Origin of the sequence: Nitrospirillum pindoramense, assembly GCF_007827955.1 — a bacterium.
Classification (GTDB): domain Bacteria; phylum Pseudomonadota; class Alphaproteobacteria; order Azospirillales; family Azospirillaceae; genus Nitrospirillum; species Nitrospirillum amazonense_B.
In genome coordinates this window covers 1-22,192 of record NZ_VITR01000013.1, presented here as the reverse complement: position 1 = coordinate 22,192, position 22,192 = coordinate 1, and the positions used below count along the sequence as shown (strand labels likewise).

The 22,192-nt window shown below is 59.6% G+C and carries 24 protein-coding genes and 4 pseudogenes; 15 read left to right on the top strand and 13 right to left on the bottom strand.

Features of this window, described 5'->3' with window-relative positions:
* Window positions 1-80: 80 nt before the first annotated feature.
* Window positions 81-1,088, bottom strand: coding sequence for an RICIN domain-containing protein (locus FBZ90_RS20145; RefSeq protein ID WP_145734792.1), 1,008 nt, complete (start codon window positions 1,086-1,088; stop codon window positions 81-83).
* A gap of 981 nt (window positions 1,089-2,069) precedes the next feature.
* On the opposite strand from FBZ90_RS20145, the gene FBZ90_RS20140 reads away from it, so the two are divergent.
* Window positions 2,070-3,002: a replication protein RepA gene (locus tag FBZ90_RS20140; protein ID WP_145734791.1), complete on the top strand. Its 933-nt coding sequence runs from the start codon at window positions 2,070-2,072 to the stop codon at window positions 3,000-3,002.
* A 27-nt stretch (window positions 3,003-3,029) separates the two neighbouring features.
* Here the strand turns inward: FBZ90_RS20140 and FBZ90_RS20135 are convergent, their stop codons facing one another.
* The gene (locus FBZ90_RS20135; RefSeq protein WP_186455954.1) at window positions 3,030-3,695 is read right to left on the bottom strand and encodes an outer membrane protein; all 666 of its coding nucleotides are present in this window, start codon (window positions 3,693-3,695) and stop codon (window positions 3,030-3,032) included.
* A gap of 138 nt (window positions 3,696-3,833) precedes the next feature.
* Window positions 3,834-4,493 carry an outer membrane protein gene (locus FBZ90_RS20130; protein ID WP_145734789.1) on the bottom strand — a complete coding sequence of 220 codons (660 nt, stop codon included), beginning with the start codon at window positions 4,491-4,493 and terminating at the stop codon, window positions 3,834-3,836.
* Between the two features lie 184 nt (window positions 4,494-4,677).
* Here FBZ90_RS20130 and FBZ90_RS20125 point away from each other — a divergent pair.
* From FBZ90_RS20125 to FBZ90_RS20110, 4 genes and pseudogenes are all read left to right on the top strand, one after another.
* Window positions 4,678-5,274: pseudogene (locus FBZ90_RS20125) on the top strand (magnesium chelatase domain-containing protein); the annotation flags it as partial.
* Window positions 5,275-5,358: 84 nt separating this feature from the next.
* On the top strand, window positions 5,359-5,805 hold the full coding sequence (locus FBZ90_RS20120) for a hypothetical protein (protein ID WP_145734787.1): 447 nt from the start codon (window positions 5,359-5,361) through the stop codon (window positions 5,803-5,805).
* A gap of 193 nt (window positions 5,806-5,998) precedes the next feature.
* A complete protein-coding gene (locus FBZ90_RS20115; RefSeq protein ID WP_145734786.1) occupies window positions 5,999-6,280 on the top strand; it encodes a hypothetical protein in 282 nt (93 codons plus the stop codon).
* A 58-nt stretch (window positions 6,281-6,338) separates the two neighbouring features.
* Window positions 6,339-7,007, top strand: coding sequence for a zinc metalloprotease (locus FBZ90_RS20110; protein ID WP_145734785.1), 669 nt, complete (start codon window positions 6,339-6,341; stop codon window positions 7,005-7,007).
* Here the strand turns inward: FBZ90_RS20110 and FBZ90_RS20105 are convergent.
* The 3 genes and pseudogenes from FBZ90_RS20105 to FBZ90_RS28865 form a co-directional block, all read right to left on the bottom strand.
* On the bottom strand, window positions 7,004-7,249 hold the full coding sequence (locus tag FBZ90_RS20105) for a hypothetical protein (RefSeq protein WP_145734784.1): 246 nt from the start codon (window positions 7,247-7,249) through the stop codon (window positions 7,004-7,006). The two genes, FBZ90_RS20110 and FBZ90_RS20105, sit on opposite strands and share 4 nt — an antisense overlap.
* Window positions 7,225-7,983 carry an IS1595 family transposase gene (locus FBZ90_RS20100; protein WP_246130574.1) on the bottom strand — a complete coding sequence of 253 codons (759 nt, stop codon included), beginning with the start codon at window positions 7,981-7,983 and terminating at the stop codon, window positions 7,225-7,227. The genes FBZ90_RS20105 and FBZ90_RS20100 overlap by 25 nt, the downstream gene beginning before the upstream one ends.
* 18 nt (window positions 7,984-8,001) lie before the next feature.
* Window positions 8,002-8,136, bottom strand: a pseudogene (locus tag FBZ90_RS28865) (transposase); the annotation flags it as partial.
* Between the two features lie 180 nt (window positions 8,137-8,316).
* On the opposite strand from FBZ90_RS28865, the gene FBZ90_RS27945 reads away from it, so the two are divergent.
* The gene (locus FBZ90_RS27945) at window positions 8,317-8,610 is read left to right on the top strand and encodes a DUF6471 domain-containing protein (RefSeq protein ID WP_186455952.1); all 294 of its coding nucleotides are present in this window, start codon (window positions 8,317-8,319) and stop codon (window positions 8,608-8,610) included.
* Between the two features lie 21 nt (window positions 8,611-8,631).
* On the opposite strand, the gene FBZ90_RS20095 is transcribed toward FBZ90_RS27945, so the two are convergent.
* The 4 genes from FBZ90_RS20095 to FBZ90_RS20080 form a co-directional block, all read right to left on the bottom strand.
* Window positions 8,632-9,042, bottom strand: a complete 411-nt coding sequence (locus tag FBZ90_RS20095) for a hypothetical protein (RefSeq protein WP_145734782.1) — start codon at window positions 9,040-9,042, stop codon at window positions 8,632-8,634.
* 1,682 nt (window positions 9,043-10,724) lie between these two features.
* Window positions 10,725-11,855 (bottom strand): DUF3800 domain-containing protein, encoded by a 1,131-nt coding sequence (locus FBZ90_RS20090; protein ID WP_145734781.1) that lies wholly within the window; start codon window positions 11,853-11,855, stop codon window positions 10,725-10,727.
* A gap of 84 nt (window positions 11,856-11,939) precedes the next feature.
* Complete coding sequence (locus FBZ90_RS20085; RefSeq protein WP_145734780.1) at window positions 11,940-12,449, bottom strand: transcriptional regulator; 510 nt, start codon at window positions 12,447-12,449, stop codon at window positions 11,940-11,942.
* Window positions 12,450-12,555: 106 nt separating this feature from the next.
* Window positions 12,556-13,119 (bottom strand): hypothetical protein, encoded by a 564-nt coding sequence (locus FBZ90_RS20080; protein ID WP_145734779.1) that lies wholly within the window; start codon window positions 13,117-13,119, stop codon window positions 12,556-12,558.
* Window positions 13,120-13,311: 192 nt separating this feature from the next.
* On the opposite strand from FBZ90_RS20080, the gene FBZ90_RS20075 reads away from it, so the two are divergent.
* The 4 genes and pseudogenes from FBZ90_RS20075 to FBZ90_RS28475 all read left to right on the top strand — a co-directional run bounded on the left by FBZ90_RS20075 (window position 13,312) and on the right by FBZ90_RS28475 (window position 15,205).
* Window positions 13,312-13,581: a helix-turn-helix domain-containing protein gene (locus FBZ90_RS20075; RefSeq protein ID WP_186455951.1), complete on the top strand. Its 270-nt coding sequence runs from the start codon at window positions 13,312-13,314 to the stop codon at window positions 13,579-13,581.
* Window positions 13,582-13,813: 232 nt separating this feature from the next.
* Complete coding sequence (locus FBZ90_RS20070; RefSeq protein ID WP_145734777.1) at window positions 13,814-14,245, top strand: hypothetical protein; 432 nt, start codon at window positions 13,814-13,816, stop codon at window positions 14,243-14,245.
* Between the two features lie 48 nt (window positions 14,246-14,293).
* Window positions 14,294-14,695, top strand: a pseudogene (locus FBZ90_RS28860) (YkgJ family cysteine cluster protein); the annotation flags it as partial.
* A 39-nt stretch (window positions 14,696-14,734) separates the two neighbouring features.
* Window positions 14,735-15,205 carry a hypothetical protein gene (locus tag FBZ90_RS28475; RefSeq protein ID WP_246130573.1) on the top strand — a complete coding sequence of 157 codons (471 nt, stop codon included), beginning with the start codon at window positions 14,735-14,737 and terminating at the stop codon, window positions 15,203-15,205.
* Between the two features lie 502 nt (window positions 15,206-15,707).
* Here FBZ90_RS28475 and FBZ90_RS20060 read toward each other — a convergent pair.
* Window positions 15,708-15,977 carry a hypothetical protein gene (locus FBZ90_RS20060; protein ID WP_145734775.1) on the bottom strand — a complete coding sequence of 90 codons (270 nt, stop codon included), beginning with the start codon at window positions 15,975-15,977 and terminating at the stop codon, window positions 15,708-15,710.
* Complete coding sequence (locus FBZ90_RS20055; RefSeq protein WP_145734774.1) at window positions 15,974-16,681, bottom strand: hypothetical protein; 708 nt, start codon at window positions 16,679-16,681, stop codon at window positions 15,974-15,976. Before FBZ90_RS20055 ends, FBZ90_RS20060 begins: the two co-directional genes overlap by 4 nt.
* 276 nt (window positions 16,682-16,957) lie before the next feature.
* On the opposite strand from FBZ90_RS20055, the gene FBZ90_RS20050 reads away from it, so the two are divergent.
* Window positions 16,958-17,302, top strand: coding sequence for a hypothetical protein (locus FBZ90_RS20050; protein WP_145734773.1), 345 nt, complete (start codon window positions 16,958-16,960; stop codon window positions 17,300-17,302).
* 94 nt (window positions 17,303-17,396) lie between these two features.
* Window positions 17,397-17,891 (top strand): hypothetical protein, encoded by a 495-nt coding sequence (locus tag FBZ90_RS20045; RefSeq protein WP_145734772.1) that lies wholly within the window; start codon window positions 17,397-17,399, stop codon window positions 17,889-17,891.
* A gap of 123 nt (window positions 17,892-18,014) precedes the next feature.
* On the opposite strand, the gene FBZ90_RS20040 is transcribed toward FBZ90_RS20045, so the two are convergent.
* On the bottom strand, window positions 18,015-18,554 hold the full coding sequence (locus FBZ90_RS20040) for a hypothetical protein (RefSeq protein ID WP_145734771.1): 540 nt from the start codon (window positions 18,552-18,554) through the stop codon (window positions 18,015-18,017).
* 178 nt (window positions 18,555-18,732) lie between these two features.
* Here FBZ90_RS20040 and FBZ90_RS20035 point away from each other — a divergent pair.
* From FBZ90_RS20035 to FBZ90_RS20025, 3 genes and pseudogenes are all read left to right on the top strand, one after another.
* Window positions 18,733-18,993, top strand: a pseudogene (locus FBZ90_RS20035) (ATP-binding protein); the annotation flags it as partial.
* A 162-nt stretch (window positions 18,994-19,155) separates the two neighbouring features.
* Window positions 19,156-19,575: a hypothetical protein gene (locus tag FBZ90_RS20030; protein ID WP_145734770.1), complete on the top strand. Its 420-nt coding sequence runs from the start codon at window positions 19,156-19,158 to the stop codon at window positions 19,573-19,575.
* A 204-nt stretch (window positions 19,576-19,779) separates the two neighbouring features.
* Entirely contained in the window at window positions 19,780-21,759 is a 1,980-nt protein-coding gene (locus FBZ90_RS20025; protein ID WP_145734769.1) for a hypothetical protein, read from the top strand.
* Window positions 21,760-22,192 lie beyond the last annotated feature (433 nt).

Here is a 22,192-nt window from a genome sequence, read left to right as displayed (position 1 = left end):
ACGCGCACCTGGCGCAAAACAAGCGGGGCGGCCGTTTCCGACCACCCCGCCGCCAGCCTTTCAGAAATGGGTGGCCGAGCTTAATGCGGACCGTGCGCCAACGCCCCGTTCGCGTTGGGCGATGCATCGACGATCCGGGCCCAGACCTCGGCCACGGGGGCCGGCTGGGGGGTCACCAGCGCCGCGGCCGTCTCGGCCCGGAGATCCCCTGTCGCCGCGGGCTGGAGCACAGCCGCGGTTGTCTGCCACAGTTCGTTTTCCTGACCACCGCCCCAGTTCCAGGTGCCCATGGGCAACGGCCCCTTCGGAATTGGATGCGGGTTGCCGAAGACATTCCAGTTCTGGTCCGAGTTGATCCAGGGGCGAATGGCCTGGAAGGTGCTGCTGCGGCCATAGGTCCAGATCGCGTCTGAATCCAGCTGATTAGGCTGGCGTTGCAACAACTTGGAGCCGTTGCCGTTGCCACTGACATAGGCCAGCAGGTTGCTGGCTTTGTTCACAATGCTGAAGCCGCCGAACCACTGCGTGGCGATGAAGGCGAAGCTGCTGGCCGCCTGGGACGCGAAATTGTCGTTCACCACCAAGGCGCCCGCGGGATTTGACGGGTCGACGGCCAGTTGCAGATAGGCGGCCATGCCGGAAACGAAGGAAACCAGCTTGGTGGGGCGCGGCCAAACGCTGCTTACCGGGCTGACAAGCCATGTTTCATTGCCATCGCCGCCGCTCCACCCCCAGGTGCCGACGGCCGTGCCCACGCGAGCGTGCGCGCCCAAGGCATTCAGGTTCTGGTCCGGCCGAAGGGTCAGCCGAATGGCGCTCAACCGGTCGTCGGCGCCGGTCTTCTGCCAAATGGACCCATGGCTGTCCAGGGTTACACGCGCGTTGTCGCCGCTATAGGCGAGGTACGTGCCGGTTGCGACGTTCCTCAAATAAAAGCCGTTGGTCGCCGGCTCCTCCAGCCATTGCTGGTTGGTGTCATTGCCGTCGAGCCATCGCAAGATCACCTGGCCCGGCTGATTGGGATCATTGGAGACGACCAAATCGGCCAACATGCCGGACTGGATGACAAGGCTGCCTGAGGTGCTCATGTCGTTTTCTCCCGTTTTCCATGGCTATCAACGGCTCTCACGGAGCCGCGACAGGGACGGGCGTCAGCGGCGCCGACGCCTGGTCCTTCAACCGGACTGAGGGGTCTGACACCGGTAGGGCCTTCCAATTGGGGAGGGGCCTGCCCTCATCCGGCAGGCGGGACAATGTCACGGCTTACCTTTTAATAGAAGATACGCAGAATCCATAAACCTTAAGGGGATATTCTTGTTACGAATTTACTTAAAGGCTTTGCATATAATAGTTTTCTCCCAAGAGTATTGGCACCCGCCCCGCCGGCGGCGCGGCGGCCGGTAAAGTCCGAGTCCCCCGGGAAGGGCATCGACAGGGACGCACCGGGCAGAAGGGACGCACCGGCAGAGGCCGGTAAAGTCCGAGTCCAAGGAAAAGGGTGGAGCGGAGCAGCCCTTCGCCGGCAGCGGGGCCGGTAAAGTCCGAGTGGATCCGGCGGCCCCGGATTTGAGCGGCCTGCGCGGGCGGCGTCGCGGCCCGGCGCCAAGGCCGCCGCCGCCGGAAAGGCCCGGACTCCCATCGGCAAGGCCGGTAAAGTCCGTGTCCGGGGGCGAGTCGGCCGGCCATTCGAGGCCACCGGAGTCGATCCTGGGATCCCGCGCACACTGATTCGTCACGATTCGGCTCGGACTTTACCGGCCCGGCGGGAGTTATCCACAGACTCGGCGGCCGATCCCCCGGACTCTACCGGCCATAAGATGCGCCGGTCCACACCGGCCACATGCGAAGAAGAGTTTTCCACAGGACCTTGCCGGCCCGGGGCCGGACTCTACCGGCCCGACTCGGGATTATTTCCCGGACTTAACCGGCACCTCAAATAACAGACTCCAAATACCCCACAAATAGCGGGGGCCGGTAAAGTCCGACCTAGATTTAGTGATTTGGCTTTGGAACACTTCGGCCCATCACCTCACATCGACCGAACCGACTGGCAGGGAGCAAAGGGCGCCATGGCCGACATTCACCGTCTCATCCTGGAACATGGCATCGACCGGGCCCGAGAGATGGCGACCAGCAAGAGCGGGCGCAACCTGGTGGACGTGGCCGCCGCCATGCTGGCCCAGGAAGAGGACAGCATGGGCATCACCCATGCCGGCTTCGCCCTGACCAGCCTGCCCCACCGATCCATCGACAAGGCGGCGGAGCCGGAATACCACCGCAAGGAAACGGGGCGCTGCACCCTGATCGTGCAGAGCGGCCGGCATGCCGACGGCAGCCTGGTGGGCGTGCCCTATGGCGCCAAGGCCCGCATGATCCTGCTGTACCTGCAGACGGAGGCGCTGAAGACCAACTCCCGCCAGGTGGAGCTGGGCAAGAGCTGGCATTCCTGGCTGAAGGCCATGGGCGAGAGCCCCGGCGGCAAGACCTATCGCCTGGTCATGGAGCAGGCGCAGCGCATCACCGCCTGCAGCCTGCAATTCCTGTGGGAGACGGACGCGGCGGTGACGCGGCAGAACGCCGGGTTCGTCAATAATTCCATCCTGTTCAAGGCCAGCCCCGACCAGCGCCAGGTGGCCCTGTTCCAGGACGTGATCGAGCTAAACGAGAGTTTCTACGACAGCCTGAAGCAGCACGCCGTGCCGGTTTCCGAGGCGGCATTGCGCCACATCAGCGCCAGCAGCACCGCCATCGACGTCTACATCTGGCTGGCCTATCGCCTGCACGTGTTGAACCAGGCGACGCCGGTGCGCTGGGCCGCCCTGCGCCGCCAGTTTGGCGAGCATTACGCCAAGCTCAGCCATTTCAAGCCGGTGTTCCTGGACGCCCTGGCCCTGGCCACCGCCGTCTATCCCGAGGCCAAGGTCGAGATCGCCGACGACGGCATCGTGCTGCACCCCTCACGCCCGCCCATCGCGCGGAGGGAAGCGGCGCTGATCGCGTGACGCAGCGCCCGCAATCCCCACCTGTGATCAGAGCCGCAGCGACAGGCCCAGGCGCAGCAGGTGTTGGTGGATGGACAGGGGGATAGTGCCGCCCTGGCCATCGGGCCCATTGACCTGGCCAAAGTCCACGTAGCGGTACTCCAACCGCATTTTCAACAGGGAGAGGGGAAGCGGCGCCTCCATCCCGGCGCCGGCCGTCCAGCCGGCCTTGGTCTCGCTGGTATTCTGGGCGCTGGCACCGCCGCGCGTGCTGGCACCGACATCGCCCACCGCTAGGCCAGCGGTGATGTAGGGCACCACGTTGGCGCCCAGGTCATAGCCCAGGCGCCCGGTGGCCGTGGCCAGCCAATCCATATGGGTCACATAATCGAACGCGCCGCCATGGGTGGTGACATCGCCGGTGCCGTTGCCGATTTCGGCCTCGCCCCCCACCAGCCAATGGTCAAAGCGCTGGGCGTATCCCAGCCCGCCGCCGCCATAGACCGAGCGGCCCACGTCGTCGTTCCCGTCCGAACGCCGATAATACCCCTGGCGCTGCTGGACCAACGCGCCGCCGATGAAGCCCTGGAGATAGACATCCCCGGTGGATTGCGGCGGCATGAAATCCTGCGCCTGCGCGGCGCCGCACACCAGTACGGCCCAGACGGCGGCGGTGCCGCCGGCGATGCGTTCCTTTCGCGGCCTTCCCCTCATTCCCATCCTGTCCCCTCCCTCATCGGTATTCGTCAGGAATTGTATCCGTAGCGTGAAACACGCCACAGGATGGCAAAGGGGTGGCCGGCGACAGTGATCACCCCCACAGTGATCGCCCCCACAGGCCGCCCCCGCGCCTCAGATCCGGAAAGCCAGCGCCAGCCGCACCAGGTTCTGGCGCAGGGTGCCGCTGACGGCATTGCCCAGGCTGCCGCTCCCGTCCGCCTTGTCCAGGTCGACATAGCGGTATTCCACCTTCAGACGGAAGGCGTCCAGGGGCAGCGGCACCTCCGCCCCGGCACCCAGGGTCCAGCCCACCTGGGTGTGGCTGAAGTCGATCGACGATCCCGGCCCATCGGTGCGGTAGGTGTGCAGCCGCACGTCGCCCGCCGCCACCCCACCCAGGGCATAGGGCAGGAAGCCCAGGCCCAAATCATAGCCGGCGCGGACCACGCCCGTGGCCAGCCAGCCATTGTGGGTGGTGTAGTTGTAATCGGGCGTGGGGGTGTGCGCCGTGATGTCGCCGCTGCCGCTGGCGATGTCGCCCTCCACCCCCACCAGCAGGCGGCCCACCTGCAGGCCATAGCCCAGGCCGGCGCCACCGGAAACCTGGTTTTCCGAATGCTCGCCGGTCGTGCGGCCATTGGTCAGGTCCTGCCGCGCCTGGCCGGCGGCGTCGCCGATGAAGCCCTGCACATACAGGCCGCCCCACGACGCCCCCTCCTGCGCCGACGCGGCCCCGGACAGCAACGCCATCGCCATCGCGGCGGCCCCACCCATCACACCCAATTTGCGCATAAAAGTCGTCCTTGCTTAACCAATAAAGCGCAAGCGTTATGGTTTTCCGTCGCAAGGTTGCAGGCGCCCCGATGTCGCACCCCGGGCGCCCGAATGTCGCACCCCCCTTCCCGCCATCGCTGGCGCCGGGGCCCGCGTCCGCCTACACTACCCGGGCGTGCAGAAGCGGGATGGGGTGGGGCCGGTGGTAGCGCGGGTTTCGACGGTGGCCTTCCAGGGGGTGGATGTCCTGGACATCGACGTCCAGGTGCAGATGTCGGGCGGGCAGGTGGCCTTCACCGTGGTGGGCCTGCCGGACAAGGCGGTGGCCGAAAGCCGGGAACGGGTGCGGGCCGCCCTGCACGCCCTGGGCCTGGCCCTGCCGCCCAAGCGCATCACCGTGAACCTGGCACCGGCCGATGTGCAGAAGGAGGGCAGCCATTATGACCTGCCCATCGCCATCGCCCTGCTGACCGTCATGGGCATCCTGCCGGATGAGGACATCAAGGGTTTCTGCGCCCTGGGCGAACTGGCGCTGGACGGCGCCCTGACCGCCGTGGCCGGCACCCTGCCCGCCGCCATCCATGCGGTCGCCACCGACCGGGGCCTGATCTGCCCGGCGGCCTGCGGTGGGGAGGCCGCCTGGGCCGGGGAGCTGGAGGTGCTGGCGCCCCGCACCCTGCTGGAGCTGATCAACCACTTCAAGGGCACCCAGGTGCTGTCGCGCCCCCAGCCCAAGATGGAAGAGGATGAGCCCGGCGCCCTACCGGACCTGGCCGACATCAAGGGGCAGGAGACGGCGGTATGGTGGCGCAAAAACACCCAAATCGAAATCGCCCGGCCGATGGCGGGCCGATAGACTGGCCCTGCAATAGCAGGAGCCAACATGACGTCCCCTACAATAACGGCGCTGCTTGACCAGCGCCGAGACATCCTCCGGGATATGGCGATACTTCGGGATGAGATGACCGAGTGCGAGAAGGCCGTTCACCATCTGGACGCGGTGATACATCTGCTGGACCCCACGGTGGACCTCGCGGCCGTGACGCCGAAAAAGCACGTTACCTTTGATGAGATTTTTCGTCCAGGCGAAGCGCCATTGATGGCGCTTGACGCCCTCAGGGAAGCGAATACGGCCCTCTCGACGACGGATATCCTGAAGGTGATGCTTGAGAAGAAGGGCAGCCCTGGGCTGACACCCCGGCAATTCCAAGTCTTGCTGCGGAAGATCAACGCCGGCCTCAACGGCCAGTTCCGGAAGGGGCTGGTTCGCAAAGCGGGCCGGAACGGTGGCCATGGCGCCAATCGCGCTGTGATTTGGTATCTAATATAGAGAAAGGGTCTACATGATGTGTGACACCAGCCTTCGTGTTGGCGTTAGTTCAATCTCACCACGCTAATATCCTTTGATCTCCTGGCCTTGTGCTAAACTTAAGATCGCCCATATACCCGTTGAGGGCGAGAAACCTTGGCGTACTTACTTTTGATGCGGGGAAACTTTGAAGGAATTCATCGGATCGGTCGTTATGACCGCGGTAAAGTTCGTGGCCGCCGTTGGCACGTGCATCAATATCGCGACCGCCCTCGCGGCTATGTCTCACCTTAAGTTGATCCATATCGTCGCGTTCACTGGCCTCCTCTCGGCCTCCTTCTGGCTTCTTTCGTCGATTACGACGGGCGAAACATCTGCTTGGTTTAACAAATTGGCTGCTGGATTCGCACTGATTGCAATTGGCCCATTGGCGTCCACGCTTTGGATGGCAGAGCCGCAAGCTGAAATCGTTAGGAAGATGTTTGGGGTTAGCTAAAAGATAGGGCGCAGCATTAGCACAATTGTCAGCAAATCTTATAGCGGATTGGTGAAAAATGAATGTATTTACACCGGAAGTTCCTGGATATCGCTTTCGTAAGGTCGCTCAACATGAATTTGGTCACTATGTCATGGCGCGTGCACTTGGGTTCAAGACCACTGGTATTTCTGTTTTGATTGAAGACAGCGGCGGCTATCATGGAACATCTAGTATAACTCTTTCAGAGTCTTTTAATTCTACTGATGACCTTCTTGCGTACGTTCGGCGTCGCGCGATCGTCTTATTCGCTGGCGCAGTGGCGGAAGCGTTACCTGGCTTAACGGCCGAGCAAAATCTCGTGGATCAAAGCGAAGCATGCAAAATCATTGACGCCGTAGATCGTGGTGCAAAAGAAGATAATGCAAAGGCGCAAGAATATTTCCATCTTATGAGAAATTTCTACTACCCAGACACAGAACCGAATGACCAAAATTCCGTGGAGCGTGAGCTTAAATGGATGTGCAACAGAACATTCATAGATGCGGTTAATATTGTTAACGATAATGCAGATCGTATTACTAAATTGACGGATATTGCTTTCGCGCAGAGCGCCAAAACGCCAAAATTCTTCCGGTTAGGCGCGAGTGAGCTTGAAGCGATGCCGTTGGTTAAGACGATAGAAAGAGTAAAACTCCTGGAGATTGGCCCTCCCACATTTTTGGGGATTGACCCACGCAATGCCTAACTGATGAGTCGGGCCATCAACTGATCCAGCGACTCCGTGACCAGCAGCATGGCGCCTGTCCGCAAGGTGATGCAGGCGTTCATGGCGGTGTCATCGGCATCAGAGATGCCGGCGATGAAACTGGGGGCCAAGGCGTGCCGGCGGCCCGTCAGATCGGTCACCATGACGAAAGCCTCGCGCAGCGCCGGCGGCCGTTCTCGCCCAGTCCGCTCCATCATCAGCACCACGCCGTCTTCTGCCACCGGCCCGTCCACACGCGACTGACGGGGGTGGCAAGCATCATCTCGATGACTTCCCAGACTTGGCTGGCATCATCCACGCGGCGCCGATCTTCGCGGTAGGCCATCTCCGCGCTGTACAGCCCCAGCAGATGCGAACTGATCCGGTGGTAAACGCCAATTTCGGCGCGGCGCATGCGGGAGTGGAAGCCCTCCGCGCCGTTGGTGTGGATCCTGCCGTTGACGTACTCGAGGCGATGGTTAACGTGATAGGTCTTGTACCGGGCGTGCAGCGCGCCATAAGCCTTGTGCTCGTCGGTATAGATCACGCTACCCGGGGCGACGTGCTTGGCATTCGCCGCCAGGATTTCCTCAGTGGTTTCGCTTTCTATCACCCGCGTTACGGTGTTTCCGCCCCGTTCCCGCATCACGAAGACCGCCCTCTTCTTGGGCAGCTTCTTGGGTTGCTTCTTGTCGGGCCGCAGCCCCTCCCGGCCGGTATTCCCAGGGCGGACGTGCCCGCCGTAATACGCGGCGTCCTGTTCCACCTCACCTGACAAGACCAGGTCGCCGCGTTTGATCGCGATGGTCTCGCGGATTTTGTGGTTGAAGATGAAGGACGTCTTGGTGTTTAGACCCACGGTGCGGGACGCATGGATGGCGCTGATCCCCTTGGCGTTGAGCACGAACGTCGTGATCTCCGCTATGATCCTCTTGAAGGTGATCTTCCTTGAATTGAACTGCGTGCCGGCGGTCACCGAGAAAGTCCGGCGGCAGGCGGAGCACTTGAATATCCGCCTCGTGGTGATGGTGTAGCACCTCTCACACTTGCAGAACCGGCAAACTGGCTGGCCTGCCGTCCGTGGCCACCGATGCTTCAGGAAGCGCTCGTAGGCCTCTTCTTCCGTCATCTCAGCGACGCGCCACAGCGACCAGGTCGCGCGCCTCGCTGACTTCAGAAAGTGGGTTCCCTGCTTGCGCATTTCCGGGCCATCGCCATCGTATATGATGGCGTTATACTCCTCCGCCGGACGCGTTGCAACGGGAAATGCCATCATATACGATGGCGACGAATTCAGCCGGAGTCCCTCTTGACCGATCTGCGACACGTCACCGAAGACCAATGGCGGGAAGCACTCTTCCGCTTTCTGCGCCACGCTATGGCCCAGCGGCGGGTGGATTATTCCGACATCGCCCAGCCTCCCAGCTTCGCCGGCGAGCCCAAGGAACGCGTGGCGCTGGGGAACAAGGTCCGACGGAGCATGTACGATCCCGGCTTCTTCCTCGCCTTGCTGGCGGCGATCGGCCTTCCCGGGGTCACGCTTGAGGAGGTGGCTCAGTTTCTCCCGAAGGAAGCTGCCGAAACCAAAGCTGGGGACAGTTGATCCAGGCATGGCATTCCCTCCCTAGAGATGGACCAGGAGCCATCTGCCATTGGGTAGGAGCGTAACGTCGCCGCGGCTGTGCAGGCGCCTCAGCACGTCTTTGACGGTCGGCCGGATGAGGTCGTGGCCTTCGGCGCGCGCCAGGGCCATGAGGGTCTTGATCGATAGCGGCTTGGCCTCACGCCGCATGATGTCGATGATAGGCCGCTGTGTCGGTGTCGGGTCGCGATAGCGCGCCGGCGCCGGCCGTAGCGCATCATAGGGAGGTGGCGCAGACTCCCCGGCTGTAGGCGCGCGGGCGTAACGCGCCACCCAAGCCAGTCCCGCAGCCATGCCAGCGGCATACTGGGCACCGGCCGTAACATCCTCCCACCAGGCGGCATCTTCCGCCGCCTGGTGGGCATCGCCCGCCTTTGGTTCGATCATTGCCATGGCATCAGCTTCCGGTACCGCCCGGCGTTTCGCCCTCCGGAGAATTCTCAAATCCTGGCCCCTCATCTTTGATCAGGCCGGCGCTAACCAGGCGCCGCAGGATCTGAAGGCATTCCTCCTCAGAAATCGTCACTCCCCGGGCCTTCAGCTCGTTGCATATCTCGAGGGGGGTGAGGGGGCCTGGGGCTTTATCAATCATGGCCAACACGTACTTCGTGAGGGGCGTTTTCGGCCGGGGCAATTTCTTTGGCTGGGGTGGGGGTGGCGGTACCGTGGGGGCTGGTTCGGCCGCTGCTTCGCCCTGTGGCGACACACCGGCTTCCTCCAGCACCCAGGCTAAGGCGGCCGCGAATCCAGTCTCATGAGCGAGGCTCGTGCGGACTTCCCCCAATTTCCGTTGGATCAAAGGCACGTTGATCACGGTGTCCCCCCCTCTTCGGAGGTCGGGCCCAGCTGGTAGCGATCTCCGTCCACCACCTGAACCGCATGACGAAGTTCGAGTCGGCGCAACGCGGCCTTCACGGACTTCGGCAGGGATGTGAGCCCCTGCCGGTGAAGCCCGGCCATGATCTCCTCCAGGTACATTGGCTCTGGCGCCGAGGCGAGCAGCTGCAGGATGGGCCCCTGGCATTTCTGCCGCGTCCGTCGATAACGCACGGGTACCGTGAGGGAGGTTAGTTCAGGAGATGGGGCGCCCAGTCGAGCAAGGGCTTCGAACCGGGCAGCGGCCGCGGACAGGTGAGCCGCCGCAGCCCGCCATTCAGCGGCTATGCGTTTGTAAGGGAGCGCGAAGAGCGTCATAGCGACCTACCCGCGCGGCAGCCGCAAAGCAATAAAGGCGAGATTGGATTAAGTAGTTGCGTGCGGTCTCGCACGTCATGGAGGACCGTTCCCATCTGGTTTCCCTTGGGTTTAGTCCACAATGACTGGGAGAGGATTGGCGCGCCCTAGACAATAGGGCAGCGTTGTGGCATTCTCTGCCAGCATTGTGGGTTTGTGGGTTACGACATTGCCGCTTTGCCCGGATGAGGGGTGTTGGTGCACCCGCTTATCCTTGATGCCCTGCCGCTCTGCGGCGGGGCATCATGCTATCGGCGCTCATGTAAACGCTAGATCATCGCGCACCATTTGGTGGGGACGCGGCCGGCCGGCCGCACGGCTCAATAGAAACAGACTCACCGTCTAAGCGCAACCAAGTTTCTGATTGCGGGTCGATAGGCAAAGGCGCGCCCTATTCTCGCTCACCTACTGTCCGCAAAAAACTCGAGGTAGCTGAGAATTGCTACCACGGGATCGGCGTACTTCCAGAAAGCTCAAAAGCCCTCAATTCAATTTTATTGGATGTGTTAGCGACCTGGTTTCATTGGGTCATTGGCGTCGCAATAGTCGAATGGCACTCACCTCAAAGCAATACTGCCTCGACTTGAGCTACCACGAGAAAGCGAGGCCGCCGCCCTAGAACAAGCCGGCAAACGCGGCTGCAGCGGTGAAGCTCACAGCACACCCCGTCCAGATTGCGGCCTGCACGTTGAGGCGGCTTGATCGGTATCTCGACTCCATCAGGCGCATGACTTCTCCACGTGCTGCCAAGACGAGGCCGCCTGGTATGGATTTGGCAGCATAAAAAAGCCGCCCATCAAGCGATGGGCGGCGCGCATTAGAAGAACCTAAGCATCAATAGATTAGGGTCCTTTTGCGTAAACAAATTCATCATACATTTCTGGCGGATCAATATCATGCAAGAATAAATTATTCTTTCTGACGGTATCAAGTGGAAGAATTGCGTGGCAAGTACCGTCACTGATGGCGTCAGAATAATCTATCAATTTCTTCATAAGTGCGAGGTTTCGATTCTGTGTTGAAAAAAACTTCAACTTTCTCCGCCTAATCTCAGAAATAGGCAGAGATCGAAGGTAAGTAAAATGCTTTGAGAATAGACCAGCTATAACGTCCGCGATCTGAATACCAAATTCTGATGTCGAATCATGAAAAGAAAATTGAACCGGATTTCCACTTTCCTGCACCTCAACACCTGATAAAGCATCCTCCACCTCCACCTCCCGGTCGAATAAATGTGTAGCTTTGGGAAATTTGTATACGCAATGGAAGTAATGAGAAGAAAGACCTCCCACCACCTCGTATTTTGTACCCGTTGAGTACAAGCAATCCTCGACATCTGGATTCTCGATTATCATGTCAAGCGTACTTAGAAGAAGAAATGCATCGGAGTTTTGAGGATACTGCTGCAATCCCGACAATATTTCTCTTAGTTCTGACAGAAATGTGCGTGTCTTCCCCTCCAGTATCACCGGAAATTCGTAACGATAAAGCAAATCAATAATCTTTCCGTTGCTTTGTATTGCCGCTCTGAATAGCTCATTCTTCAGTTCCCAGTGCGGCCCTACCGTATTGTCGATAATATCGACTAAGGTCCAGTGCAGCATGTCAACAACTGAGTAATGAATAATGATCTTATGATCAACGAGGTGTCTGAGAAATGCTTCAAGTTTTCGTGATTTTAGGATGTTTTCATATGTCCCATTAGCAACATATTCGAACTTAATTTCTGCCATGTTGCTTTGCATCATTAATTTAGAGCGCACGGTAGCTTCGTCGGGCACGGCCTGACCAGGCTGAAGCGCTATTCCTGCCAATACAAAAGCTTTGCTTATATCGACATTAAATCCATTTTCTGTAAGACGAACCTTACGAAAATTCTCACTCTCATCATAAAATATCTTAAGCGGTGCAAAGAGATTGCGCTTTGCCGCAACCATCTTCAGCATTTCTTCAGATTTATATACCGTTTTCACTTTTTATCTCCATTCAGGTCATATTCTCGTGAAGCACCTAAAATACCGGCGCTTCGACCACCTTCTATTACGCCGGCAATTCGGCTATATCTCAACTAATAAGTTATTTTCGCCGCCTAACCTAGTCCATAGAGCCCTCAGAAAGGTGGCGTCCGGCGCGGCCCGATGACGGGTCGGAAACTGGCGCCCCACTTCCAGCCGGGCCGCGTCCAGATCCTGGCCTGTGGCTTTGGCCATCTCCTGAAGGAGAGGCCCCACATCGTGCAGGAGGAATGGCTGGGGGTGCCCACACGCCTGGCAAAGCCGTTCCAGCCAATACCCATCCTCCGCTGGCGCATCGCTGTAGACCGTCAGGCCAGCCAGGCTGCGCGACAGCCGTGCCAGCACTGCCGGTCCCGCCATACCGTGCGTGAACAGCGCTTGCCTGGAAATCCCGTGCACGGCCTGCGCCGCCGGGTCCCAATCCGTCCAATCGGGGTGGGGGAGGATCAGGTAGCTCTCACCGTCCTGCTGGCTCGGCGTCGCCCAGCCAACCTCAATGGGGTAGCTGCCCCGGTCGAGGCTGGACGCCTCGAAATCAAGAAAGGCGATCATGACCGGCGCCACTAGCTGAGAGGTTCACCGCAATCCAAAAATCCCCGGCAGTGTCAGCCCCACCGCCTGAGCCGACAAGACGGAACCTGGCGAGGTGTCGAGGGTGTCAGGCTTGCCTGTGATGCGGAACGATGGTGGCCTCGCCGGCGCCGATGCAATTGGCCAGCCGATGGGCGACCTGCGCCACGTCGGCCCGCGGAATGCGCAACACCCGGACGGGGCTCATGCCGCTGTTCCGGATGATCGAGACTTCCCCCTCCGATGGAGCACCGGGGCCGATCGCCGAGGTGTAGGTGACCTGTTTGATATCAGCGAATCCGAATGTGTCGCCTCCCAGGTGAACGCGCTGTCCAGGCTCATCCACCATGAGAATGCCGCCGCCGGCGCACATGAACGATCGGTAGATCCAGGTGGGGGTGAACTGACCCGTCGCGACCAGCTGGTGGGCGGCTTTATAGAACTGGGTGCCGAACATCGCACGGAGACCGCACCAGAGCGACGCCGCCACCATGAACAGGCCACCGAGGAAGAGGAAGCCGCCGAGACCTCCCAGCGAAGGTCCGGCCAGCATGGCGAGGATCGACCCGCCCAACATCCAGCCGCAAGTCGTCAGCGGGTTGCTGCCCAAGCTGGCCAGCCGGTCTTCAGGGTGAGGAGAGGTGAAGGACATGCCCGGCTCCGATGGAGAGGCCCGGGGACGGTCCCCGGCGCGGCTAAGAAGTTCCTCGCCCTGGCGTTTGGGGGATAAGACATCCCCGATGCAGAGAGCGGCCGCACCAGAATAAGACACAATCTGTCTATGTACATCATGCATTTTGCGTTGGGTGAGCTACCCCCTGTCCAGGCCCCAGGGGAGTTTGGCTTGGCGAACAAGGACCGTTTTGATCCGGAATATGCAGCTGTCGTTAAAGCGCTGGTCGCTGAGCGAAAGCGCCGGGGTCTTACCCAGGTTGACGTCGCCGACCGCATGGGTGCAACGCAGTCGCTGATCTCCCGGTATGAGCGCTTGGACGTCCTCTTGGATGTCCTGGATTTCGTGCGCTACTGCGTCGCTCTGCGGTGTGAGCCGGGGGCGTTCCTGAGCCAGTTCAACTGGCTCAAGGTTCCTGAAGAAGGAAAAATACACCGATAGGGGCTCGTGCGAACTACCGCTAGGTTTAGGGGGACGACATTGCTCACCCTCCGCTACCTGCTCTTATTAGGGCTGCTGCCTCCTAGCTAGGGCGTCTGGGATGTGCCTTAGCTCCCACCATAAAAGAAAAAATAAAGGTAAATTTGAAAACATTGCAGATGGAATTTGGTCCCCTGTAGACTTCGATAATCGCCGATCCGGGCGATTCATTTGATGACTACGGATGTATTCCATGGCTAGCTTGAAGATCGATGTCGATCCTAATGCCCTTGAATATCTTAGAGTGCTGAGCGCTAGGACGGGGCGAACTCTTGAAAATGTCGCCGCCGGCATAATTTCTACAGCTGCCGCTAGTCAGGCTTTGGATTCGGCGCGCGGTGCTGTTTTGACGGCCATGATGAAAGGTCGCCCACGAGGCATGGACAATGGCGATTCGTATGTTCATTGGATAAAGGCCGGCGTCCCCTTCGGAGTCAGCCAAATCGCGGTTGACCGCATCCAATACATGTTGGGCGACGGACTTAATTTCAATGAATATCTTGATGCCGCGGTCCGGGCCGGTGCGCTAACTGAGCATGATAGCAATACCATCAAACTGTTGATCTCTCGAGGAAGCAGCCTGGAAAAAGCAGCTGAGGCTGCACTTATGGGGATTTTTCCATAAATACTTAGTGTTGATAGATTTATTCATGACAATATCGGAGATATAATTGTGGGTGACGTGAGAAAGATACATTTTGCGTGTACACAGTGTGGGAAGTGTTGTGATTTTCCTGGTGATTACAACCTAGCCCTCACTTTTTCGGAATCAATTAAGTTTTCCTCAATCTTCCCCATCGTAATGGCATTTGAATTTCCAACAATCCCGTCCACGCGCGAATGGGAGGAACACGCTCGCACCACACTCGGGGACGATGCGACGCTAGAGGATATTGCTGCTGCCGTCAAATCAGCCCGCTCAATATTTGAGAAGACATTTTTTGTGGTGCGACAAGGGTTCCATGAGATTGGATTGCGCTTATTCATTAGAACTTTTCCCAGTGTTAATGGGAAATGCCAAGCATTGAAAGACAATCTCTGCTCAATTCATCAAGACAGACCACTAGCCTGTAAAATATTTCCTATACCAATGTATACAAATCCGAACAGTTCCATGTTCGACGCTTGGAAGAAAACGACGGGGCCTGGAAGGGGAAATTACGAGTGCACCGTAGATGAAAGCGCACCCATTATTGCTTCTTTGGAGGATGATAACACTATATCAATAAATGATAGTGAGATTGCCGAGGCAAGGGAAAAATCCCTAGACCATTATGTGAAAAATAAGGAATTCACACGCAAGATTATGGACAGGTACCGTCTGCATGACACGAATTGGATGAGGGCAAAATCCACTGGAACGCCTCATTTTTCAATTGCTGCTGTCTTAAAAATAGCAACTGATGAGAATATACTATCCGAATCCGAAGCTCTCGAAGTTGCCAAGAAGCAAAGAGACGTTATGTTTCGGAGAATTAACGCTGCTGTAGATGCAAGAATTTCCAGCCAGAAGCAGGAGACAAGCATGCTCAGGAAACTAATGCAAGAGGTTGATGCATACATAGAGAACGTGAAAGAACGATAAATGTGGAAATTTCGCGCGATAGGTTTGAATATGAAGTCACTATTTATCATTGTATCGCTATTACTGATCTATATTTTATTTCCTATTATCGTTCGAGCCGAACCGATGCCCAAAAGACTACCAACCATGGCTGAGCCGATGACGGAGTCTTTGGAGAAGCTGTTATCCAGCGGGTGGGTGGTAACGTCAGGCTCCCCGGCTATCGGTATGATCTTAAGGAACGACCGGCGGTGGGCGATGTGCGAACTCGTGGTGAACGAACCCCGCGTCGACGATCGAACCGGCGCCAGTCGCTGCTATCGCCTGAATTAACCAACCCCTGAAGCTCGCGTCGGCCTGGCGCGCAGCGGGCGATTGATGGCCCATGCCTTCATGGCCACCACGGGGCCAGAACCGCGGCGAAGCCCAGGCCGGCTACGCTTTACGGAAACCCTCCAAGCCTCGATGCTGCCCGGCACCGCGCACCATGCGCATCCACCGGGCCTGGGTGCTAGGGATTGCTTCAGCGGCAGGCCAGGGCGAACGCCAGTTGGCCGAGCGCCGAGGCCACCCACAGCCCGCCGCTCAACAATGGCCGGCGCGCGGTGACCACGGACAGCAGGAACCCGATCGGCAAGATCGCGCTGCCCAGCAACTGGGCGCCCCCGGACAATGGCGTAGGATGATCTACGAACAGGCTGGAGAGATAGATGGCCAGGCCCAGCCCCCAGAGCACCAGGTAGGTGCGGCGGACCCTCGGATTGCGTTGCTGGGGTTCAATCGTGGAGGTCATGGGAGCGCCAGGTTCCGCCGGTTCAGCTCATCTCGATAGCTGAGATTCCGAGCGGCATTGTACTTCTCGCCCGTACTCAGGATATAGCCGATAAAGTAATACATCGCGGCAATGGGTATGGCCGGCCCCTTGGTCAACTCGGTGTACATGTCTTTGAGGATTACCGGGCTCCTGCCGTATTGCATGACTTTTCGGCGCGTGCCCTCCCCCAGCGCCCCCTGTCTTAGGGAGTCGCCATAATGGAACACCTTGGCCAGACGGTCATAAGTCTTGAAAGCCTCCCGCAACTCGTCGTCGGTGAGCAGCGGCGGGAAGTCCTCAGGGCTTTCGATGGCCTGGCGGCAGCGCGACATCAACATGGCCGCCATCCAACCACCTTGGGCTGGGCCGTACGCCGCCACCAGCTGGGTCTTGATCCTGGTCAGGAGCGCATAGAGCGCGCCCGGATCCAGACGCCGCACCGAGAGCATGTCCTGAAGAAGGTGCTGCACCAGTGGATCGTTGTACCGCGTGGAGACACCATCTAGCGGGGTATCCAGGCGCCAGAACTGCACCAGACTCATGCCGGCCGGGACTCGACCCACGGGCATGGTGCGCTGGTCTACTCGTTGACCCACGGCATCCGTGACGATGCGCTGGGCACCTTGCACAAGTTGCCGGTCAAGCTCGGCTTCCATTGCCTGATTGTCCGCGGTCGCACTCATGTCGGGACAGGCCTTCTCCCGGTGGTGACGGAAGCGAGGTAGGCGGATTTAGCGAGTCGACAAGGGGATGTGTCACCTGGGGAGGTGGTCGTGCCTGTGGGCTGGCGCCGGCCAAGGAATTCGGTGGGACCGGTTCGGCTGTTGTCAGCCTTCCCTTGTCCTTTGGTTTTGCCGTTCGAGTGAGCGCTTTACCAATCCCCGGAATTGGTAGGATGAAGGGGCTGTCCCAAAGGAATACGCCACTCAGTTTCTGAATTGTGAGGACCAGTGGGGAAAATGCCTCAACCTCTTCGTCCGACGTTTCCACCGAAAGGCGACGCCGCGTATCAGCAACTCTGGCAGGTGATCGACATCGCCGTCCGTGATGCCTTTGACCGGCACCCTGAGTATCTGACGGCCGCTGGCCGCCACGCCGCCGTGACCAGCGTTACTAAACGCGTCGTCGGCGGGGTCCTCGCGCATCTCATCCAAGGCAAGCTGCTGGCCAACAACCTTCGAGGCGAAGATGCCACGCGCGCGGTGATGATGGCGGCCGTCGATATGCTGCTGGAGGTCGTGGAGCCAGCAGAGTTTGTTGAGGCGCTGAAGCGTGCTTTTCCGAAGGACGTGTCCGGTGGCTGATCCCCGGCGCTCTTATCTGGCGGCCCCTGAATCCTATTGGCGAACTGTGCTGCGCTAGACTATCCATTTATGGTTGAGGCGCGGAGGGCGGGGCATGACCAAATTGATTAGGAATGCTGTAGTAGGAGCCATGCTCATCGTTGCAGGCTGTGGGGGAAGCAAAGACCGCGATGCGTTGAAGCTGGCCGTCACAAGCCTACGCAGCGACTTCTCGGTCGGCATTTCCATCGTCAAGCTGACGGAAAAACTTAGCAACATCAAGACCCTTATCAAGGTTGCGGAAGATAGCAAAAGTCTGAATACGATACAGGATATTGCAGCTAACCATCTTATATTGACCGGCGTTAACGTCATCAGCGCCTTGTCGGACAATTTTGGATGCCATAATCAACTGAATGATTACGAATATCAGCCAAAGGGAACATACTGCGATTACCAGATGAAGGAACATCTCCGCGCCATAGGGTTCGATCAAAAACGCATTGAAGAAATCATCAATACCGGCTCCGTCAACCGCAAGGAGTTAGTCGGCGAAACGTTGAGCTTCCTCGACAAGCAGGCGGAATTGGCCGAGAGCACCCTGAAATAGCGTCCTCCCCCCACCCATCACCCACATGCTCCGGCCTCGACTGCTCCTTCCGCCCGAGCAAGCCAGGTCCCCAAGACGTTCGCTTCGGTCATCGTGATGATCATGCCGTAAGACGTTCTTCACTCAGCCCCGTGCTGCAGGCCCCACCCAGATCCAATAGACGGTGGGGGTGTATCCTGGCCCCCGATGCTGCGTCTTACCGCGGCGCTGGATGATCCCCTTGCGCGCGGCCTCAGCGAGGATGCCGTGGACATTTCGGAGGGTCCGGGCCCTGCGCTCGGGCGTAAGGGTCAATGCGCCCCGCTCCCGCAGCAACGTCTCCAGGATTTCGACGGTGGTGAGCCGGCAGCGGCTTTCCTGAAGCACCCGAAGCACATTGGCCCTCGCCTCGCCAGGCGTCAGAATCTCGTGGCCAGGAACAAAGGTCCGGCGAGGGTATAATGCGGCACGATCAGTGCCCGGAGCGATGACCTGGAGGGCGCGCTCAACCGACTCGATTTCCGCTTCCTTTTGGCGGACGATCAGGACCGCAGCTTCGAGGTCGCGCAACAGCTTCTGATGGAGAGCGGCCAGAACGTCGACCTGAGGCATGGGAGGCATGGCGCCATCGGCCAGTGGGGAAAATTCAGAAAGAGCGGCTGTCGCGCCATCGATCGTGGCCAAGGAAATTCCCTCGCAGCGCTCCGGTTTGTCCAGGTGGGCCCACAGGTACCTCCCACGCCTGACGCTGCGTCGGCTTGTGGGGAGCCCGCCGCGCCAGGCGTGGGGCCTTCCTATGGACTACCTGGGCAAACCTACCTCAGGGGGTCAGAAAAAGTTGGGTGCGTTTGCGCCACCATACCGGGAGACGGCGAAGCGCGCGCTGGAGGTCGCGGCCAGCGGCGCGCACAACCTGCTGATGGTGGGGCCGCCGGGGTCGGGCAAGTCCATGCTGGCCGCCCGCCTGCCCGGATTGCTGCCGCCCCTGGAGCCGGCGGAGGCGCTGGACCTGTCCATGATCCACTCCGTGGCCGGCAAGCTGGAAGGCGGACGGCTGATGCGCCGCCGCCCCTTCCGCGACCCGCACCACAGCGCCAGCCTGCCCGCCCTGGTGGGGGGTGGTTGTGAAGAACACCAAATTTTCCGACTAACCACCAAATTATCGGACTGAAACACCAAAAAAACGGACTAGGGGTTTCGGAAATCGGCCTCCGAAGGGAGGAAGCAGGATTGGGGCGAGCATCTGCGGTGCAACGGCCGACAACGACGAGAGGTGGTGGCAGTGATGATTTATGACGCCGATGATCCCCTGTCTGCCCTGCAGTTGGCGCTGACGAAGCTGTGGCCCCAGGCTGAGCGGGTCCCTTTCCACCAGGTGATGTTGGGTGAGCGGGAACCGCGGGAAGCGGCCTGCGAGGAGAACGTGAAGACCTGGGTCGCCGACCATCCTGAATGCAGTGCAGTCAGGGGATGGGGATCCGCCGGCACCGCCGATGCGTCCGGCTCATGGATAAGAGTGGTCTCCCATTGGGTGGTGGGCGGGCCAGATGGCGCGCTGTACGACATTACCCCCATGAGCGAGGCGGACCGGCGCTTTCTGCGGTTCATCCGGCACCCTGGCTCCGACGCGAACTTCGACTTACTGAAGAACACGGTGGTGTGGTTCTCCCTACACCAGTTGAGGAGTCTTGATGGTAGCTGTTAACGCGCTGGAAATACCGAGTCGGGCAAGTTGCTACCTTCCACCTCTCGGAAAGTGTCACCTATAAGCGCATAAGTTCGCGATATCGACAAACAATCAAGGCTGCGAATCGATTCGGATGGCCGAGTGTTGTACAAGATTCCAAAACATCTTTGACTCTAACAAGAGCCGTGCTGAGCTTTCAGGACACAGTCCCTGGAGGTGATTTTGTCACGGAAGCATGCGGCTCCTCACGACAAGCCACTGGCGTTCAATGAACTGCCAGAAGGGGACTGGATACTCGTTGCAATGGGGGAGGTGAAGCCGAACCCCATCGATCCCTTCGACCCGCTCATTGAAGCATGGTTTGAACGGACCACCAGCGAATCAAATAGGCTCCATTTCGTGCCGCGCGACATTCCCGCGAGCTGGTGCGTTTGGTCTCCTCTCGGAAGCCTCTGGCGAGGGAAGTACCGCATCGCGGAGATCGCAGAAGATCGTTACAAGCCCCGCTCTCTCCTCGTCCGCATAGGTGACGACACCGTTTCAGAATTTCACGGGAACGAGTTCGACTTCGACGGATACCAGAAGGCGATCGGTGCGACAGAAGAGCTCACCGAGATGCTCGTTCCACCGCGCGCCCTCCGAGTGTGGAATAGCCTACGTCCTTCCCTCAGGTTCTTGGCGGTGAAGGTTGGCACCGACCCGGCGGGGTTGATCATCCCGACATATGCCCTTGCACAGTTCTATTTGTGCACGTCGCCCGACATGGGCCAGAGGGCATTCAATGGTGACTTCGTCCAAAATGAAGGCGAGATGTTGGACCGGAGCCGGACTCACTGGCTGGCGGAGCCGGGGCACTTCCAGATCGCGCCGCTAAAGGGCGTGGACGTCACCGATTGCCCCAGCATGGCCCGGTTTGCCGCCGGCGCGGACCACGGCCCCGAGCGGCGGGCTTATCGGCGGCCATTTCAGAGCCTGCAGGTGGCCAACCACAATCGGAAGCTCGGCAGAACCACGGCTTCCACGATTTCAGCGCAATTCCCCTTTGTCGGCTGGACCGAGCTGAGAGTTTGGGGAACCCCCTTCATCGTCGACCTCCCCAACGGCGTTCGGAAGCAGCGGTTGCTGGCTTTGCAGATTCAACGATGCAGTGGCGCTTTCCCCTACACGGACCTTCGCATTCTCATCGATGCAACGGCACGGGCGGAAAAGGATGCCAACCTGCCCTGCATTCCGATCAAGAGGGCGCCGCAACCGGCCGAAATCCAGATGACTCATGAAGTGCCATTCGACCGCGACAAGCAGGCTTACGAAGTGAAGCTGCCGTCGCTTGCCGGGCGGTTCACCTTCCTCGACAAACTGAAGCCGGAAGTGATCACCGTAGTTCAGGACAATCCGGCGCAGGCGACAGCGTCGCTCGTGGATTCGGGTTCAGCAAAGCCTGGGGACGTGGTCCAGGGCAACAGCGGTCAACTGGGCGCGGAAGGAACCGACGCCCACAGAGTCCACGCCTCCCATGACGAGGATGAGGCGAACGCGGCCGCTGCCCCGGATCATCAGCGCACGCCGTGCATGAGCGCCTCCGGCCAGACGTTCGACTTGCTGATCGACGAACTGCAGGTGGAGCCGCTGGTGGCGCAGGCGGAGAGCCTGGTGGTGGGGGACTGGGGCGTCGGCTTCACGGAGTTCCGCCCTTATGGGCTGGTTCCCCCGCTTCCACGCGACCCGCCCAATGCAACTTGGCACCTGTATAACGCGAAGCGCTCGCGCCTCCTGTTTTGCGCCGAAGTCGTCATGCGGAGTGGGCAGACCGCCTACATCATGGATATCGAGCCACGTGAAAGAGAGACGAAATCCACGGCCATGGTCCTGATCCATTTGCCCGACGGTCAACGCATCGAGTCCGCGTACCTTGCGGATGTAGCGCGCGTGGCGCGCAAATTTAATCGCCTGTGGTCGAGCGATACCGTCGTGGAAAAGATCCAGGACGCGATGGACGCGTTGGTCGGGCCGTTGCCGGTGTTCACTTCCTTCGCCCACAACCTAACCACGGCATCGAATTACCGCGAGCGCGTGATCGCAACCTTGGTGGACGTTTGGCAAATGGAGAGGGGTCCGGTTCACCCGGAAACGGGCACCCCCACGCCACCAACAGGGAACTCGGCCCCAGGGGAACCGAAAGATCAAGGCAGCGCAGCCAGTTAGTGGCTAACAGAGTATCGATGGAGTTTTCGACCGTCGCCATGTCCGTCAGCCCGCATTCCCTTGCCATCCGGCGGGCGAAGATGCCCCTGGCCATGGGCCCCAACCGCTGTCCCATCTCGTATGTCAGGTCCAGCACGCGATCATCGCACGGCCGCTCCCGGGCTTGCAGGAGGCGCCGCAGGTTCGTCCTCATCGCCGCCGGCACGGCGGCCTGCGTCATCAGGCCGTACATCTGCTGTTCAGCCGCAGCTTCACGGCGAGCGGCTTCCGCACGCGCACGGCCGCCATCTGACCACGTGCGCCAAAGTTCCGCGCGGTCCGCCAGGTCGATAATGAGGGTCTTCTGCGGCCAGTAGGGCAGGAAAGCCGTCCGCTCCACGGTCAGCTTACCGACAAAGCCCAGCTTCGGCGGCTGCATTTCCAAGGTCAAGGA